Origin of the sequence: Lampropedia aestuarii, from assembly GCF_004803635.1 — a bacterium.
Lineage (GTDB): Bacteria > Pseudomonadota > Gammaproteobacteria > Burkholderiales > Burkholderiaceae_C > Lampropedia > Lampropedia aestuarii.
The window spans coordinates 85,812-99,880 of sequence record NZ_SSWX01000003.1; the positions used below are offsets into that span (position 1 = coordinate 85,812).

Below are 14,069 nucleotides of genomic sequence, written 5' to 3' on the forward strand. Positions count from 1 at the left end.
GCAGAGCGCCAGGATTGGCGCTTTGGCTACTTCATAAAAAAACCGCATGGCCCGGCCATGCGGTTTTTTTATGCCTGTTTGGCTCATTCAACCAGCACCAGGGCGGCAGTAAAAAGCCCTTTGCAGCAAGCACATTCGTGTCAATGACACAATACAAAATTGTCCTGGCTCGGCCCTCGTGCAATGCCATGCCCCGCAGGGGCTGTACGAGTGGCAGCCATGGCCACTGACCTTGATTGACAAATGGATTTCTCGCATGCAATTGCTCTCGCTCGGATGGAAAACACTGCGCCGCGACCTGCGCGCAGGTGAGCTGACGGTGTTGCTGCTGGCCGTGGCATTGGCCGTGGCAGCGCTCACTGCTGTGGCGTTCTTTGCTGACCGTTTGCAAGGCGGAATCCAGCGCGATGCCCGCCAGCTCCTGGCTGCCGATGTGGTGGTTGCCAGCGACCATGGCATATCCAGCGCATTGCGTGCGCAAGCGCAGGCGGCGGGTCTGCATACCGCCGTGACGGTGGTGTTCCCGACCATGGCGCGTGCCGATGATGCGCAAGGCGGCAATAGCCGGCTGGTCTCGCTCAAAGCCGTTGAGCCTGCCTACCCGCTGCGCGGCGCGATTCAAACCACTACAGAGTGGAATGAACAACTGACGGCCAGCGATTTGGCCGCCCAAGGCCAGCCGACCACAGGCGGGCCCGACAAAGGCCAGGTGTGGGTCGATGCAGCATTGCTTGCGGGCCTGGAAATTGGGCTGGGCGATACCATGCACCTGGGAGAGCGCAGCTTCACGATCAGCCGCGTTATCACCAACGAGCCTGACCGTGGTGCAGGCTTTATGAGCTTTTCGCCACGCGTGATGGTGAACTTGGACGAGCTGGAGTCCACCCAGCTGGTGCAGCCGGCCAGCCGCTTGAATTGGCGCCTGCTGGTCGCTGGTGAGGATACAGCCGCCCTTGCCGCCTTTGGTCAGCAAGTGCAGGCCGTGATTGATGCCGGTACTGAGCGCGGCTTGCGCTTGATGACGCTGGAGAGTGGCAGCCCGCAAATGCAGCGTACCTTGGAGCGTGCCGAGTCCTTTTTGCGCCTGGTGGCCTTGCTCGCAGCCTTGCTGTCTGCGGTGGGTGTGGCTTTGGCAGCACGTTCATTTGCAGCGCGCCATATTGACGGCGCGGCGATGTGGCGCGTGCTGGGTTTGAGCCAGCGCGCTATCATCGGTGCGTATTTGGTCGAGTTTTTGACCGTGGGCCTACTTGCCATTGGGGTAGGGGTCTTGATCGGATTTGGCGTCCATGTGGTGTTTGTCAACATGCTGGCCGGTCTTTTGCAGGTGCAGCTGCCGCCAGCGGGCTGGTGGCCGGTGGTGTTGGGCCTGGGTATGGGCTTGACGCTGCTGCTCGCATTTGGCTTGGCGCCGGTGTTGCAATTGGCCCAGGTGCCGCCGCTGCGGGTCATGCGCCGCGATATCGGCCAGCTCAAGCCCGCATCGCGCACGGTCGTGCTGGCCGGACTTTTGGGCTTTGCCATTTTGTTGTTTGTGGTCAGTGGCAATGCCACCCTGGGCGCGATTTCGGTCGGGGGCTTTGCCATGGCGGTATTGTTGTTTGCGGGCATGGCGGCATTGGCTATTCGGATTTTGCGTATGGCGGTGAACGAGGCCACGGCGCCGCGCTGGCTATTGCTGGCGACACGCCAGCTGGCGGCTCGGCCTGTGTTTGCGGTGATTCAAATCAGCTCTTTGGCGATTGGCCTGCTGGCCTTGGTCTTGCTGGTCTTGCTGCGCACGGATCTGATTGGCAGCTGGCAGCAGGCGACGCCAGTCGATGCCAATAACCGTTTTGTCATCAATATCCAGCCCGACCAGGCTGATGACTTTCAGCAGGCCCTCAAGGCTGGCGGTGTCAGCCATTACCAGTGGTACCCGATGGTTCGCGGTCGTTTGGTGCAAATCAATGACCATGTGGTCAGCCCCAACGACTATGAGAATGATGATGCCAAGCGCCAGGTCGACCGCGAGTTCAACCTCAGCTTTGACGAGGCTTTGCCGGATGGCAACCGTGTTGTGGCTGGCCAGTGGGTAGCAGGCCAGACCGATGGCCTGAGCATCGAAGAAGGCATTGCCGAGCGGCTGGGCATCACCATGGGCGACCGGCTGCTGTTTGATATTGGCGGCCTGCCGCATGAGGCGGCAGTGACCTCGATCCGCAAGCTCGACTGGAGCAGCATGAATGCCAATTTTTTTGTGCTATTTCCCGTCGCAGCCATGCCCGATTTGCCAGTCAGCTACCTGAGTGCTTACCGCGCGCCAGAAACGCCGGGCTTTGACAATGCTTTGGTGCGGCAGTTTCCGAACATCACGAATGTAGACTTGTCGGTGACCTTGCTGCAAATCCAGCGTGTGCTCGGCCAGGTCAGCAGGGCGGTGGAATTGCTGTTTGCGTTTGCCTTGGCTGCCGGTCTGGTGGTGTTGTTTGCAGCAGTCAGTGCGACGCGTGAAGAGCGCGCCCGCGAGTACACGCTGATGCGGGCCATCGGTGCGAGCAGCCGCCTGTTGGCGCATGTGCAACGTGCCGAGTTGGCTGGCGTTGGGGCCTTGGCGGGCGTGCTGGCGTCGCTGGCCGCCATCGGCATTGGCTGGGGCCTGGCGCGTTTTGTGTTTGACTTTAGCTGGAGTTTTCCGCTGTGGGCGCCGGTGCTCAGTGCCTTGGCCGGCGCTGTGCTGGCCTTGTTGGCTGGCTGGTGGGGGCTGCGTGAGGTATTGAGTCGCCCAGTCGCTGACAGCTTGCGCAGCTTGTCGTCGATATAAGCGCGCCTTTTGCATGCTGGGCCAAGGTGGGCGCCTTGGCGACTTCCAGCGCTGTTAAGGTGCGTGGCAAGCACCTCGTGGCAGGTGATTGGCGCAGCAAGCTGTCTCTAGGGGCAGCTCTCAGAACGTTTTTACGATCTTTTCACAGTCCCGCAAGGCACAAAAAAGAGGCAGTGCAAGGCGCCTGTTGCCGCTCATACGTCTGTATGAGCAAAACGGGCAACGCCGTAATGCGCTTTTTGCGCCTTGCCTTTTGGGCTCCAACGCGGTCTGCGAAAAGATCGTAAACACGTTCTCAGAGGTGTTGCGTCAAGTCCTCTGGCGAACGCTGAGGCACGCCGGCGTTTTCTACCAGTTGCTTCAACAGGCGTGGAATGTCATCGCCAATGGTGACCAGCTCCATTTGCCAGTCGTTCATGAAGCCGCTGTGCACACAACTGTCTAAGAAGCTTTGCAGCTGGCCGTAGTAGTTCTCGGTGTTCAGAATGCCAATGGGCTTGTCGTGGTAGCCGAGTTGGCGCCAAGTCCAGATCTCGAACAATTCTTCAAACGTGCCGATGCCGCCTGGCAGGGTCAGGAATGCGTCGCTGCGCTCGGCCATCATGGCTTTGCGCTGGTGCATTGTGTCCACCACATGCAATTCATCGCAGGCGTCGTTGGCCAGCTCCTTGTTGACCAGGGCTGTAGGGATGATGCCGACCACGCGCCCTCCGGCTTCTTTGGTGGCTCTGGCTACGGTGCCCATCAGGCCTGTCTTGCCGCCGCCATAGACCAGTTGGCCGCCGTGCTCGCCAATCCAGCGTCCCACTTGCTCGGCTGCCTGACTCATGCGTGCATTGATGCCATCACGCGAGCCGCAGTAAACACAAATCGAAAAAGAGGGAGTTGTCACGCAAAAAACCTTTCATGCAGAGCCCATGCCCATGTCAGCAGGCAAAAGGCCAGAGCTAATAAAACGGCGGCACTGCCCAAGTCCTTGGCATTTTTGGAGAGCACATGCCACTCGGGACCGACACGATCGACCACTGCCTCGATCGCTGAGTTGAGTATTTCGGTCACCAAGACGAACAGCACAGTGCCAATCAAGAAGCACACCTCCAGCCAGCTTTGACCAACCCAGAACGCCGCTGGTGTCAAAATGACTGCCAATACCAGCTCTTGCCGAAAAGCGGCCTCTTTGCAGGCCGCGCGCAAACCGTTGCAGGAGTTTTTGAAAGCAGACAGCACGCGGCCAAGACCAGTTTTCTTGGTTTGATGATCAGTTGACATAGTCAGTGTGTGGGGGATGAAGAGCGTCATGCGGCATGAGCACAAAGCATTCATGCTAGCAGATAAAAGCCCTGCATTATGGCGCTTGCATATGTCTTGCATATGCCTGCGTCGTGACGCGTGGCGTCACGAGTAACACTGCCCCAGGCGCATCAGATGCCCATCAGTCCGTGTACAGCGGCACCGGCTCTGGTGGCGTGATCGGAATACCGTACCAGTAAATCACACGCGGCGCGCTGGTCTGAGGGGCGGGGCGCTTTTCCGGCTCAGGAATGCTGACCGTTGCCACTGCCGTCACCGGGCGTTGCTCGGCTTCCGGTGGGCTGCTTGGCGCGTCTTGTGACGGTTGTTTTTTGGGGGTTGGGTGTGCAAAATCCACGGGCTGCAGCGGAATTTTTGGCAGGTTACTCACGCCTGGTCGGGCTTGATTGGCGGCAGGAATGCGCACCAAATTTTTGCGCCGTGCTGCAGGTTTGGCAGGGGCCTTGGCTTGCTCGGCTGCTTTGGCCAGTTGGGCGCGAACATCTGGGGCGAGGGCCCTGTAACTTTCCCAGGCCTGGTTGAGTGCGCCTAAGTCCGAGTCATCCCAGCCGCGGTATTGCTGGCGCAGTGCCTGGCGCTGGTTTTCATTGAAATAACCCCAATTGGTGATGTTCAGACTCAGGCGCTCGCGGTCAATGTCGCTCATGCCTTTGGCTTCTTTGGCAATGGCCAGCCAGCGGCGCTTTTCTGCATTGCTGATGAATGGCCAGACGGCCTCCAGCCCTGCGAGGGTGGCTTGATTGTCGCTGGAGAGGTCACTCCACACCGGCCGTGTGATGTGCACACCCGATGGCGATTGACGGGGCGCTTTGTCGACATCGGCCTGGTTTTGCTCTGGCAGCAAATGCAAGCGCAGCTCCAGAGGCAACTGTGGATCGCCTGCGAGCATCAACGGGCCTGCGTAATTCAGGCCTATCGGCAATGAGGGGGTCAGCAGGGGCAGCTGCAGTTGCTGCCACGAAGCAAGCAAGCCCGCTAGCACGAAGCAGCTGAGTGCGGCTGTCCAGCGAGGTGTATGAGGGGTGTTGGCGTTAGTGGGTGTCTGCACGAAACTTCAATGAATGGATGGCAAATCAAGCAGAAAAACCTGCTGCCAGAAGGAGTGGCAGCAGGTTAGCACGGTTTGAATCAGCGCGATTGTGTCGCCGCTGTCGATGGCGCTGGTTTGGCCATATCGATATTTTGCGTCTTCAGGTATTGTAGGAACGCCGGGTCTGACAACGCCGATGGGGGCACTGGGCTTGAGAGAATTTGCAGATCGGTCTCGATCATTTCACCCGTGCCATCGTCACTGACTGCACCTTGCATAAATACAATGCCTGCACCTGCGGCGGCCACTGGAATGGCAGCAAGCAGTTTTTTCCACCATGCCAGCTGTTTTTTCACAGCACTGCTGCTGGGCGCAGCTGTCTCAGCGGTGCGATGGGCCAAGACAATGCGGTGCGCATCCATGGCCTGCATGCGCGCCACGCGAAGCCGCTCCGAGATGTCTTTGGCGACATGACTCTCATTTTGACGCAGCGGCTTGGCAAGCAATTGACCCAACCGGTCTATGTCATGCTCGCTCATTTCCGATTTTGTTTCATTCATAATTTCACCCCTAATGCACTGAGTGTGGTACTCAAGGCCTGAACAGCACGAAAACAATGGGTTTTGACGCTCCCTTCTGAGCAACCCATCGCTGCGGCCGTCTCTGCAACATCCATGTCCTCCCAGTAACGCATGATGAATGCCTCGCGTTGACGCGCAGGCAGTTTTTTTAATGCATCTTCTATCTGTTCAAACACTTGCTTACGTTCAGTTGTGATTTCTGCGCTCTCGACCATGTCTGTGCCATCCGGGCCAGCATAGTGCTCTAGCAATGAGAAAGTGTCATCTTCACTGCTATTGCTTTCAAAATCACTGAAGTTACTAAATAAAGCATTGCGGGTTTTTTGCCTGCGAAACCAGTCCAGTGTGGTGTTGGCCAGAATGCGGTTAAACAGCATGCGGACCTCATCAATGGGCTTGTCTGCATAGTTTTCTGCCAAGCGCATCATGCTGTCTTGCACGATATCTAGCGCAGCATGCTCGTCCTTGACGTGAAACAGTGCCCGTTTAAAGGCGCGCTTTTCCACGTCTTGGAGAAATTCTGCGAATTCTTTTTCGGATGCCAAAGCAAGCTCTAATGTGAGAGGGTGGAAAGGATGGAGTGTCAGGAACAGTTGCTCAACAGTGCGAATGCCTAGGTGGACTCTACGGAGTTTCCCTAGGGATGCGCGCATGAGACTGTCAGAGAGTGGTTGGCGAATTTGCCCTCAAGACCTTGGCTGCCGAGCGTTGCAGAACATGTTGCTTGACCATTCAAGCCTGCAATTATCAGGCATTGTTGCAAAAAAATGCGCGCAGGCGTGTTGCTGACTGAAAAATGATGCGATAATTATCCGCTATTACTTCGCATCTCAATGCAAACGGGGCGTGATGGGGTTGGGCATAGGGCCCTGTATCAGACCCGTATTCACGTTCTTAAGTTCTGAGTCCGCTTCACAAGAGCTGGGCAAGGGGCACCGAAAGTTTTCAGTTTAGAAAATCAGAAGGTTCATCATGGAAATCTCCAAAGCCGAGTACAAGTCCGCTGCCGACGCTGCGCAGCGCGCTAATACCTCCGCAACAGCCCCCACAGAGTTGATGGGCGCTGACATTCTTATCAAATCCCTCGCTGCAGAAAATGTCAAACACCTCTGGGGTTACCCTGGTGGCGCTGTTTTGTACATTTACGATGCCTTGTACCGCCAAGAAACGGTTGAGCATGTTTTGGTGCGCCATGAGCAAGCGGCTGTGCACGCTGCCGATGGCTATGCCCGTGCGACAGGCGAGGTCGGTGTGGCTTTGGTGACTTCTGGGCCTGGCCTGACCAATGCCATTACTGGTTTGGCCACTGCCTATATGGACAGTATTCCGATGGTGGTGATTTCTGGGCAAGTGCCCACGCCTGCGATCGGGTTCGATGCATTCCAAGAGTGCGACACGGTCGGCATCACCCGCCCTGTGGTCAAGCATAACTTCTTGGTTAAAAATGCCGAAGACATTGCGATTACGGTCAAAAAAGCGTTTCATATTGCCCGATCAGGCCGTCCTGGCCCCGTGGTGATTGACATTCCCAAAGACGTCTCGTTCAAAAAGGTGCCATTCAGCGGCTACCCCGAGACAGTGGAAATGCGCTCCTACAACCCGGTGCGCAAAGGCCATTCCGGTCAAATCCGCAAAGCCATGCAGTACCTGCTGGCCGCCAAGCGCCCCTACATCTATGTTGGCGGTGGCGCGGTGCTGGCCGATGCCAGCAATGAAGTGCGCGCACTGGCCAATAAACTGGGTTATCCAGTCACGAATACCTTGATGGGTTTGGGTTCCTTCCCAGCCTCTGACCCCAAATTTTTGGGCATGCTCGGCATGCATGGTACGGTGGAAGCCAACAACGCCATGCAAAACTGCGATGTGCTGATTGCGATTGGCGCGCGTTTTGATGACCGCGTGATCGGCAACGTCAAGCACTTCATGCAAAACGAGCGCAAGATCATCCACATCGATGTCGACCCATCAGTGATCTCCAAGCGCGTCAAAGTGCAGGTGCCGATTGTGGGTGACTGCAAAGATGTGCTGGTCGAGTTGCTCAATATGCTCGAGGAGAGCAACGAGAAGCCCGATGCCGAAGCCTTGCAGCAATGGTGGGCGCAAATCAATACTTGGCGCGAGCGCAAATGCCTTGATTACGACCGTGGCAACCAGGATGTGATCAAGCCGCAGTACGTCGTTGAGACCCTGTGGAATATGACCAAGAACGACGACGTTTACATCACCTCTGACGTAGGTCAGCACCAGATGTGGGCGGCGCAGTATTACCGCTTTGACGAGCCGCGCCGCTGGATCAACTCCGGTGGTCTGGGGACGATGGGCGTGGGCATTCCGTATGCGATGGGCATCAAGCTGGCCAAACCCCAAAGCGAAGTGTTCACCATTACCGGTGAAGGCTCGGTGCAAATGTGTATCCAGGAGCTGTCGACGTGCAAGCAGTACGACACACCGATCATCATTTGTGCTTTGAACAACCGCTACCTGGGCATGGTGCGCCAGTGGCAAGAGATTGAATACTCTGGCCGCTACAGCAACAGCTACATGGATGCACTGCCAGACTTCGTCAAATTGGCTGAAGCGTATGGCCATGTGGGCATGCTGATTGAGCGTCCACAAGACGTCGAAGGCGCCTTGCGCGAGGCGCGCAAGCTCAAAAACCGCACGGTGTTTTTGGACTTCCGCACCGATCCGACTGAAAACGTATTCCCTATGGTGCAAGCCGGTAAAGGGATTACAGAGATGCTGCTGGGCGCAGACGATCTGTAAAACGCATCGATTCGGCCGCCACTTTTTGAATGCGTGTTCGAGTGGCAGCCACCGGCCAGATTCACCATGATCTGCCAGGTGGGCTGCTTGCGACAACACGGTTCCTTTTCCCTTTTATTGTTCGATGAATCAATTGTTTGCCAAGTCCAGCAGTGACCGCTGCGGGGTGAGGGCAACGAAAAGAGGAGTCTTTAAATGCGACATATCATCGCAGTCCTGCTCGAAAACGAGCCAGGCGCCTTATCCCGCGTGGTGGGTTTGTTTTCTGCACGCGGCTACAACATTGAATCACTGACCGTCGCCCCGACGGAGGATCCATCGCTGTCGCGCATGACGATCCAGACAGTGGGCTCAGATGACACCATCGAGCAAATCACCAAGCACTTGAATCGCTTGATTGAAGTGGTCAAGGTGGTGGATTTGACCGATGGCGCTTATACAGAGCGTGAATTGATGATCGTGAAAGTACGTGCTTCAGGCAAGGAGCGTGAAGAGATCAAACGTACAACGGATATTTTCCGTGGCCGCATCATTGATGTGACTGACAAAAGTTACACCATTGAATTGACCGGCGATCAAGGCAAAATCGATGCCTTTCTCAATGCCATCGACCGCACAGCCATTTTGGAGACTGTTCGCACAGGCCCCAATGGCATCGGTCGAGGTGAGCGCATTTTGCGTCTCTGATCCCCTGTTTCAATCGCATTGGTTCAGCGCCATGGATTGAGCCAGTGCAGAGAGAAATTGGTTTTTTGTTTTTTTACCGGTTGAGAACAACCCCCCCCCAAAAGCAGGAGCAAACAATGAAAGTGTTTTACGACAAGGACTGTGATCTGAGCTTGATCAAAGGCAAAACGGTCGCCATCATCGGTTACGGTAGCCAGGGCCATGCCCACGCTCAAAACCTGAACGACAGCAAAGTCAAAGTCATTGTGGGCGTGCGCAAAAACGGCGCATCCTGGGAAAAGGCTGAGAAAGCCGGCCTGAAAGTCATGGAAATTGGCGCTGCTGTGAAAAAAGCCGACGTCGTCATGATCTTGCTGCCAGACGAAGACATCGGTGCTGTCTACAAAGAGCACGTCGAGCCAAACATCAAAAAAGGCGCGTCGCTGGCATTTGCCCACGGCTTCAACGTGCACTACAACCAAGTCGTGCCACGCGAAGACCTGGACGTCTGGATGGTGGCTCCTAAAGCCCCAGGCCATACCGTGCGCAACACCTACACCCAAGGCGGCGGCGTGCCACACCTGGTTGCTGTACACCAAGATAAATCCGGCAAAGCCCGTGACCTGGCCTTGTCGTACGCGACAGCCAACGGCGGTGGCAAAGCTGGCATCATCGAAACATCGTTCAAAGAAGAAACAGAAACTGACTTGTTCGGCGAACAAGCAGTGCTGTGCGGCGGTGCTGTTGAGCTGATCAAAATGGGCTTCGAAACCCTGGTTGAAGCCGGTTACGCTCCAGAAATGGCTTACTTCGAGTGCTTGCACGAGCTGAAGCTGATCGTGGACCTGATCTACGAAGGTGGTATCGGCAACATGAACTACTCGATCTCGAACAACGCCGAGTACGGTGAGTACGTGACCGGTCCTGAAGTGATCAACAACGAGTCCCGCATCGCCATGCGCAATGCACTCAAGCGCATCCAGGACGGCGAATACGCGAAGATGTTCATCCAGGAAGGCCGCCTGAACTACCCATCGATGACAGCCCGTCGTCGCAATACCGCCGATCACCAGATCGAAGTCGTGGGCAGCCAACTGCGCTCGATGATGCCTTGGATTGCCAAGAACAAGCTGGTTGACAAAACACGCAACTAAGCAATTGGGCACATGCCAGCGCTGTCTGGCGTGACGATCAAAAACCATCCATGCCGCGTGCACTGGATGGTTTTTTTATGCCCGCGAGTCAGTCAATTACGCGGTATGTTGAGCGCGCTCAGTGATTGTTTTATTGGCTGTTGACTGCAAGGCGTGCAGAGTGGGCATTGGGTGGCGCAGCTAGGCTGCCCACGCCAGCTGCCGCCTAGAAATGCGGCGTTGCGAAGCACTTTGTAAGAGCTGCAAGCGGTTTTCAGTGCATGTGATTGGCTAGCCTGGCCAAGCCCGCCGAATCCGCCCACCACTAGCGCGGCGCAACATACACAACTGTGGCCTGCATCAACGCCACCACCTTGTACTGCGCATCATCGCTGGCAAAGGCACGCACTTCGCCGGTACAAACACACAGTGATTTGCCAGCGCTTTGCACCTTGCCAACTGCCAGAAAACGCTCGCCCAGCGCTGGGCGCATGAAGTTGATCTTGAACTCCGCAGTCACCACCTCGCTGCCCGGTGGTGCTGTGGTCAAGGCCGCATAGCCGCAAGCACTATCCACCACACTGGTGACTGCGCCAGCATGGATGTAGCCGTGCTGTTGCGATAAGTGCTTGGAAAATGGCAAGGCGATCTGCACTTCGCCATCGGCCACCAAGACCAGCTTTGCGTTCAAGGTCTCCATCAAGCCCTGCGCGGCAAAGCTGCTTGCAATGCGTTGTTGAATATCGTCCATCGAGTCGTCCTTTGTTATTGATGCTCTTCCTTCGCCAGCGCATTGTGCACTTGGCAATCTGGTAGCTCTTTCTTCAAGGTATAACTTTATAGGCGATAGGGCACATGATGGCGTCGGCTTGGGGACAGGGCGCGCGCTGTGGTGCAGCTTTGCTGACCACGCCAGCCACGTCTTAGAATTGCGGCGTTGCAATAGGGATGTGGAAATGTCATGGCTCTTTTTTCAGAGCATCCTATTCGTGTCATTTAGCGTTTTAATAGAAATCCATCAGCCAGATTAGATGCTCGCGTTGACTGCCTTCAGCGGTGTCCAATAATTTAGCCACCTGTGTTTTGGACTCCGGAAAAAGCGCTGGGATTTGAAGTAAAGCGGTGCTGAAGCCATCGTTATCATGCCCTTCGTCATAGCCGCGTTGGAATGCGATCAGCAATTGAGGTAATGCATCAGCCCCTGCTAATTCGGTGAGCGGCCAAGCTGCGGCCTCTCGAATAAAGAAATCAGGATCAGCCAGTAAGCCAAGAAGACGTGGAACGTCATCTTGATCAGCCAGCGCGTGCAGAGCTTCGCAAGCTGCAACTGCAATGTCAACGTCTTTGCTGGCAAGATCCCTGGTGATTTCAATCCATGTCTGACTATCGATCATTGTTCTTCCAATTGTTTGGTGTTTTCACCTATGCTGCGGATCACATTCAAGATGCATTGCTGTTGTGCATATACAAACCGATCCTTACCCAGCCACTTTCCCCCAACTCTGTAAAGCATGCACCCACAAGCGCGCAGGCAACTTCCACTTCGCCTCAATAGTCTCCGCCCGCTGGCGCAACACCGCCGTGCTCACCTCAACTGGCGCTTTGCGCGCCAGAATCACGGTATTGCCTTCCCGGGTCGGTTTGAAATGCCAGACATTGGCATCACCAAACGCAGCCGCGATATTGCGCATATTGCGCTCAAAGCTGGAGGTGCGGCCAAACAGGTTGACGGTCATGCAGCCATTGGGAGCCAGCATGCCAAAACAGTCGGCATAAAACTCGGCGCTTTCCAGCACGGGGCCGGCTGCGTCGTGGTCGTACAGGTCGATTTGCAGGGCGTCGATGCTGCTTTGCCAATCCGGGTCTTGCACCGCATCAGCCGCGTTGGCGACCAGCACTTGCAAGCGCTCGTCATTATCAGGAAGGCGAAACCAGCGCATGCAGGCGGCGACCACTTGTGGGTTCAGCTCAATGGTCGTGGTGCGCATGCCCAAGCGCTTGTAGCAAAACTTGGTCAGGGCGGCCGCGCCCAGGCCCAGCTGCATGGCTTGCAAGTCAGCAACTTCTTCGGGCTCCACAAACAGCAGCCAGGCCATCATGCGCTGCACGTATTCCAGCTCGATTTCAATCGGCTTGGCAATGCGCATCGAGCCTTGGATCCAGGGGGAATCCAGGTGTAAATGGCGCACGCCATCTTCCTCGGAGATGCTGACATCGGGGAGTTCGTGGGAGTCTGACAAAGCGTTTTCCTTATGCGGGCGTGTTGGCGGTCTGTAAATAGATCGCCAACAGGCTCTGAGCGATCAAAGCGCTTATTGTCCACTGACTTGGCGTTCGTTGCGGGCTTGCGCGCCAGGCGCTGGGTCTCAAAGTCCGAATATGGGGGCGAAAGCGGCACGCCATGCGGCGATTTTGTGCTCCAGCCGCATGCTGGCATTGGCCGGGCTGGTCGAGGGCAGGCGCACGCAGGGCAGGCCCAAATGCAGCAAGCGTTTGTGGTGGCGGTAACTTTCCTGGCCGTTGTGGGCGATTAAAGCCAGTTCGGGGCATTGGGTTAGCAGGCCTTCAAAATCATTGCAAACGGCTGCGCGAATGGCGCTGTCCAAGCTGCCTTGGCGCTCGCAACTGGCGTATACATCCCATACGCCGACGCCGTGATCCAACAGCCAAGTGCAGCGCTCGGCATAAGTACTAGGTTGTGGATCGCCGGGCCACAGCGCGGCCATGATGGGCCAGAAATGGTTGCGTGGATGCGCGTAGTACTGCGCAGCGGCTAATGATGCTGCGCCGGGAAAGCTGCCCAGCACAATGGCCCTTATGTGGGCGTTGGCAATCGGCGGCAGGCCTTGTAATCGGGTGAGAGCGGTGGGCGGGGCTGGCGCTGCGTTCAAGATGTGGCCTCTGCTTGGACTTGTGCTTCGGGCAGGATGTGCGCCAGCTTGGGGAGTGCGGCCAAGGCATTACGCGTGGTTTGTGCGGCCCAGGCCTCAATCTCTACGCCCCGTAGTTCGGCGATGTGTGCCGCAATGCGGGGCAGTTCGGCGGGGCTATTGCGCCCTTGCCGCTGGCCTTGTGCGCGGGCCTCGGCATCCACATACAGCCAGTGCGGCGGGATGTCCGGGGCATCGGTTTCCATCACTATGGCATCACAGGGAAGGGTGGTGGCCAATTGGCGCAATTGTCTGGCGCGTTCATAGGTCATCGCGCCGCCAAAGCCGAGCTTGAAGCCCATGTCTAAAAACGCATGGGCTTGCTGCATGCTGCCATTGAAGGCGTGGGCAATGCCGCCGTGCGCGAAATGCGTTTGGCGCAGGTACTTGAGCACGCGGTCCACCGATTTGCGTACATGCAAAATGACTGGCAGTTGCTGAGTTTTGGCCAGCACTAATTGTTCATGGAGGACGCGTTCTTGCCAGACCGGGTCCAGGTCAACGAAATAATCAAGGCCAATTTCACCGACTGCAACCAGACGCGTATCGCTGTGGTTGGCGCTGAGCATCGTATCCAGCAGTTGGAGATCATTGGCTTGGCTCTCGGGCGTGTAGAGCGGGTGAATGCCCAGCGCGTAGGCATCGCCAAAGCGGTGGGCATCTTGTTTGGCATCGGCCCAGGTGCGCTGTGCGACTGCGGGGATCACGCAGCAGGCCACGCCCAGCGCACGGGCACGTTCGCGCTCTTGCGAACGGTCGGAGGCAAACTCGGGGGCATCCAAATGGCAGTGGGTGTCAATCCAGATCATGCGGCGATGATACGGCGGCGCGCAGATGCCTGCATTCAGT

14 protein-coding genes are annotated in these 14,069 nt (G+C 56.6%); 4 read left to right on the plus strand and 10 right to left on the minus strand.

Features of this window, described 5'->3' with window-relative positions; translation table 11 throughout:
- Positions 1 to 256 precede the first annotated feature (256 nt).
- Complete coding sequence (locus E8K88_RS03115) at positions 257 to 2,803, plus strand: ABC transporter permease (protein ID WP_136405192.1); 2,547 nt, start codon at positions 257 to 259, stop codon at positions 2,801 to 2,803.
- A 295-nt stretch (positions 2,804 to 3,098) separates the two neighbouring features.
- Here E8K88_RS03115 and E8K88_RS03120 read toward each other — a convergent pair whose 3' ends face one another.
- The 5 genes from E8K88_RS03120 to E8K88_RS03140 all read right to left on the minus strand — a co-directional run bounded on the left by E8K88_RS03120 (position 3,099) and on the right by E8K88_RS03140 (position 6,270).
- On the minus strand, positions 3,099 to 3,695 hold the full coding sequence (locus tag E8K88_RS03120) for an LOG family protein (RefSeq protein ID WP_136405193.1): 597 nt from the start codon (positions 3,693 to 3,695) through the stop codon (positions 3,099 to 3,101).
- A complete protein-coding gene (locus tag E8K88_RS03125; RefSeq protein WP_205880011.1) occupies positions 3,692 to 4,072 on the minus strand; it encodes a diacylglycerol kinase in 381 nt (126 codons plus the stop codon). Before E8K88_RS03125 ends, E8K88_RS03120 begins: the two co-directional genes overlap by 4 nt.
- Positions 4,073 to 4,235: 163 nt before the next feature.
- Entirely contained in the window at positions 4,236 to 5,162 is a 927-nt protein-coding gene (locus E8K88_RS03130) for a DUF3106 domain-containing protein (protein WP_136405195.1), read from the minus strand.
- An 80-nt stretch (positions 5,163 to 5,242) separates the two neighbouring features.
- Complete coding sequence (locus tag E8K88_RS03135) at positions 5,243 to 5,704, minus strand: DUF3619 family protein (protein WP_136405196.1); 462 nt, start codon at positions 5,702 to 5,704, stop codon at positions 5,243 to 5,245.
- Positions 5,701 to 6,270 (minus strand): RNA polymerase sigma factor, encoded by a 570-nt coding sequence (locus tag E8K88_RS03140; RefSeq protein WP_136405347.1) that lies wholly within the window; start codon positions 6,268 to 6,270, stop codon positions 5,701 to 5,703. The genes E8K88_RS03135 and E8K88_RS03140 overlap by 4 nt, the downstream gene beginning before the upstream one ends.
- A 427-nt stretch (positions 6,271 to 6,697) precedes the next feature.
- On the opposite strand from E8K88_RS03140, the gene E8K88_RS03145 reads away from it, so the two are divergent.
- The 3 genes from E8K88_RS03145 to ilvC all read left to right on the plus strand — a co-directional run bounded on the left by E8K88_RS03145 (position 6,698) and on the right by ilvC (position 10,311).
- Complete coding sequence (locus E8K88_RS03145) at positions 6,698 to 8,491, plus strand: acetolactate synthase 3 catalytic subunit (protein WP_136405197.1); 1,794 nt, start codon at positions 6,698 to 6,700, stop codon at positions 8,489 to 8,491.
- Between the two features lie 195 nt (positions 8,492 to 8,686).
- Positions 8,687 to 9,178, plus strand: a complete 492-nt coding sequence (gene ilvN, locus E8K88_RS03150) for an acetolactate synthase small subunit (protein ID WP_136405198.1) — start codon at positions 8,687 to 8,689, stop codon at positions 9,176 to 9,178.
- Positions 9,179 to 9,258: 80 nt separating this feature from the next.
- Positions 9,259 to 10,311 (plus strand): ketol-acid reductoisomerase, encoded by a 1,053-nt coding sequence (gene ilvC, locus E8K88_RS03155; protein WP_276606647.1) that lies wholly within the window; start codon positions 9,259 to 9,261, stop codon positions 10,309 to 10,311.
- Positions 10,312 to 10,615: 304 nt separating this feature from the next.
- On the opposite strand, the gene E8K88_RS03160 is transcribed toward ilvC, so the two are convergent.
- From E8K88_RS03160 to E8K88_RS03180, 5 genes are all read right to left on the minus strand, one after another.
- Positions 10,616 to 11,041, minus strand: a complete 426-nt coding sequence (locus E8K88_RS03160) for a PaaI family thioesterase (RefSeq protein ID WP_136405200.1) — start codon at positions 11,039 to 11,041, stop codon at positions 10,616 to 10,618.
- A 253-nt stretch (positions 11,042 to 11,294) separates the two neighbouring features.
- On the minus strand, positions 11,295 to 11,684 hold the full coding sequence (locus E8K88_RS03165) for a HEAT repeat domain-containing protein (RefSeq protein ID WP_136405201.1): 390 nt from the start codon (positions 11,682 to 11,684) through the stop codon (positions 11,295 to 11,297).
- Between the two features lie 84 nt (positions 11,685 to 11,768).
- Complete coding sequence (locus E8K88_RS03170) at positions 11,769 to 12,530, minus strand: class I SAM-dependent methyltransferase (protein WP_136405202.1); 762 nt, start codon at positions 12,528 to 12,530, stop codon at positions 11,769 to 11,771.
- 126 nt (positions 12,531 to 12,656) lie between these two features.
- A complete protein-coding gene (locus E8K88_RS03175) occupies positions 12,657 to 13,181 on the minus strand; it encodes a DNA-deoxyinosine glycosylase (protein WP_240754288.1) in 525 nt (174 codons plus the stop codon).
- The gene (locus E8K88_RS03180; protein WP_136405204.1) at positions 13,178 to 14,029 is read right to left on the minus strand and encodes a TatD family hydrolase; all 852 of its coding nucleotides are present in this window, start codon (positions 14,027 to 14,029) and stop codon (positions 13,178 to 13,180) included. Before E8K88_RS03180 ends, E8K88_RS03175 begins: the two co-directional genes overlap by 4 nt.
- Between the last annotated feature and the right edge of the window lie 40 nt (positions 14,030 to 14,069).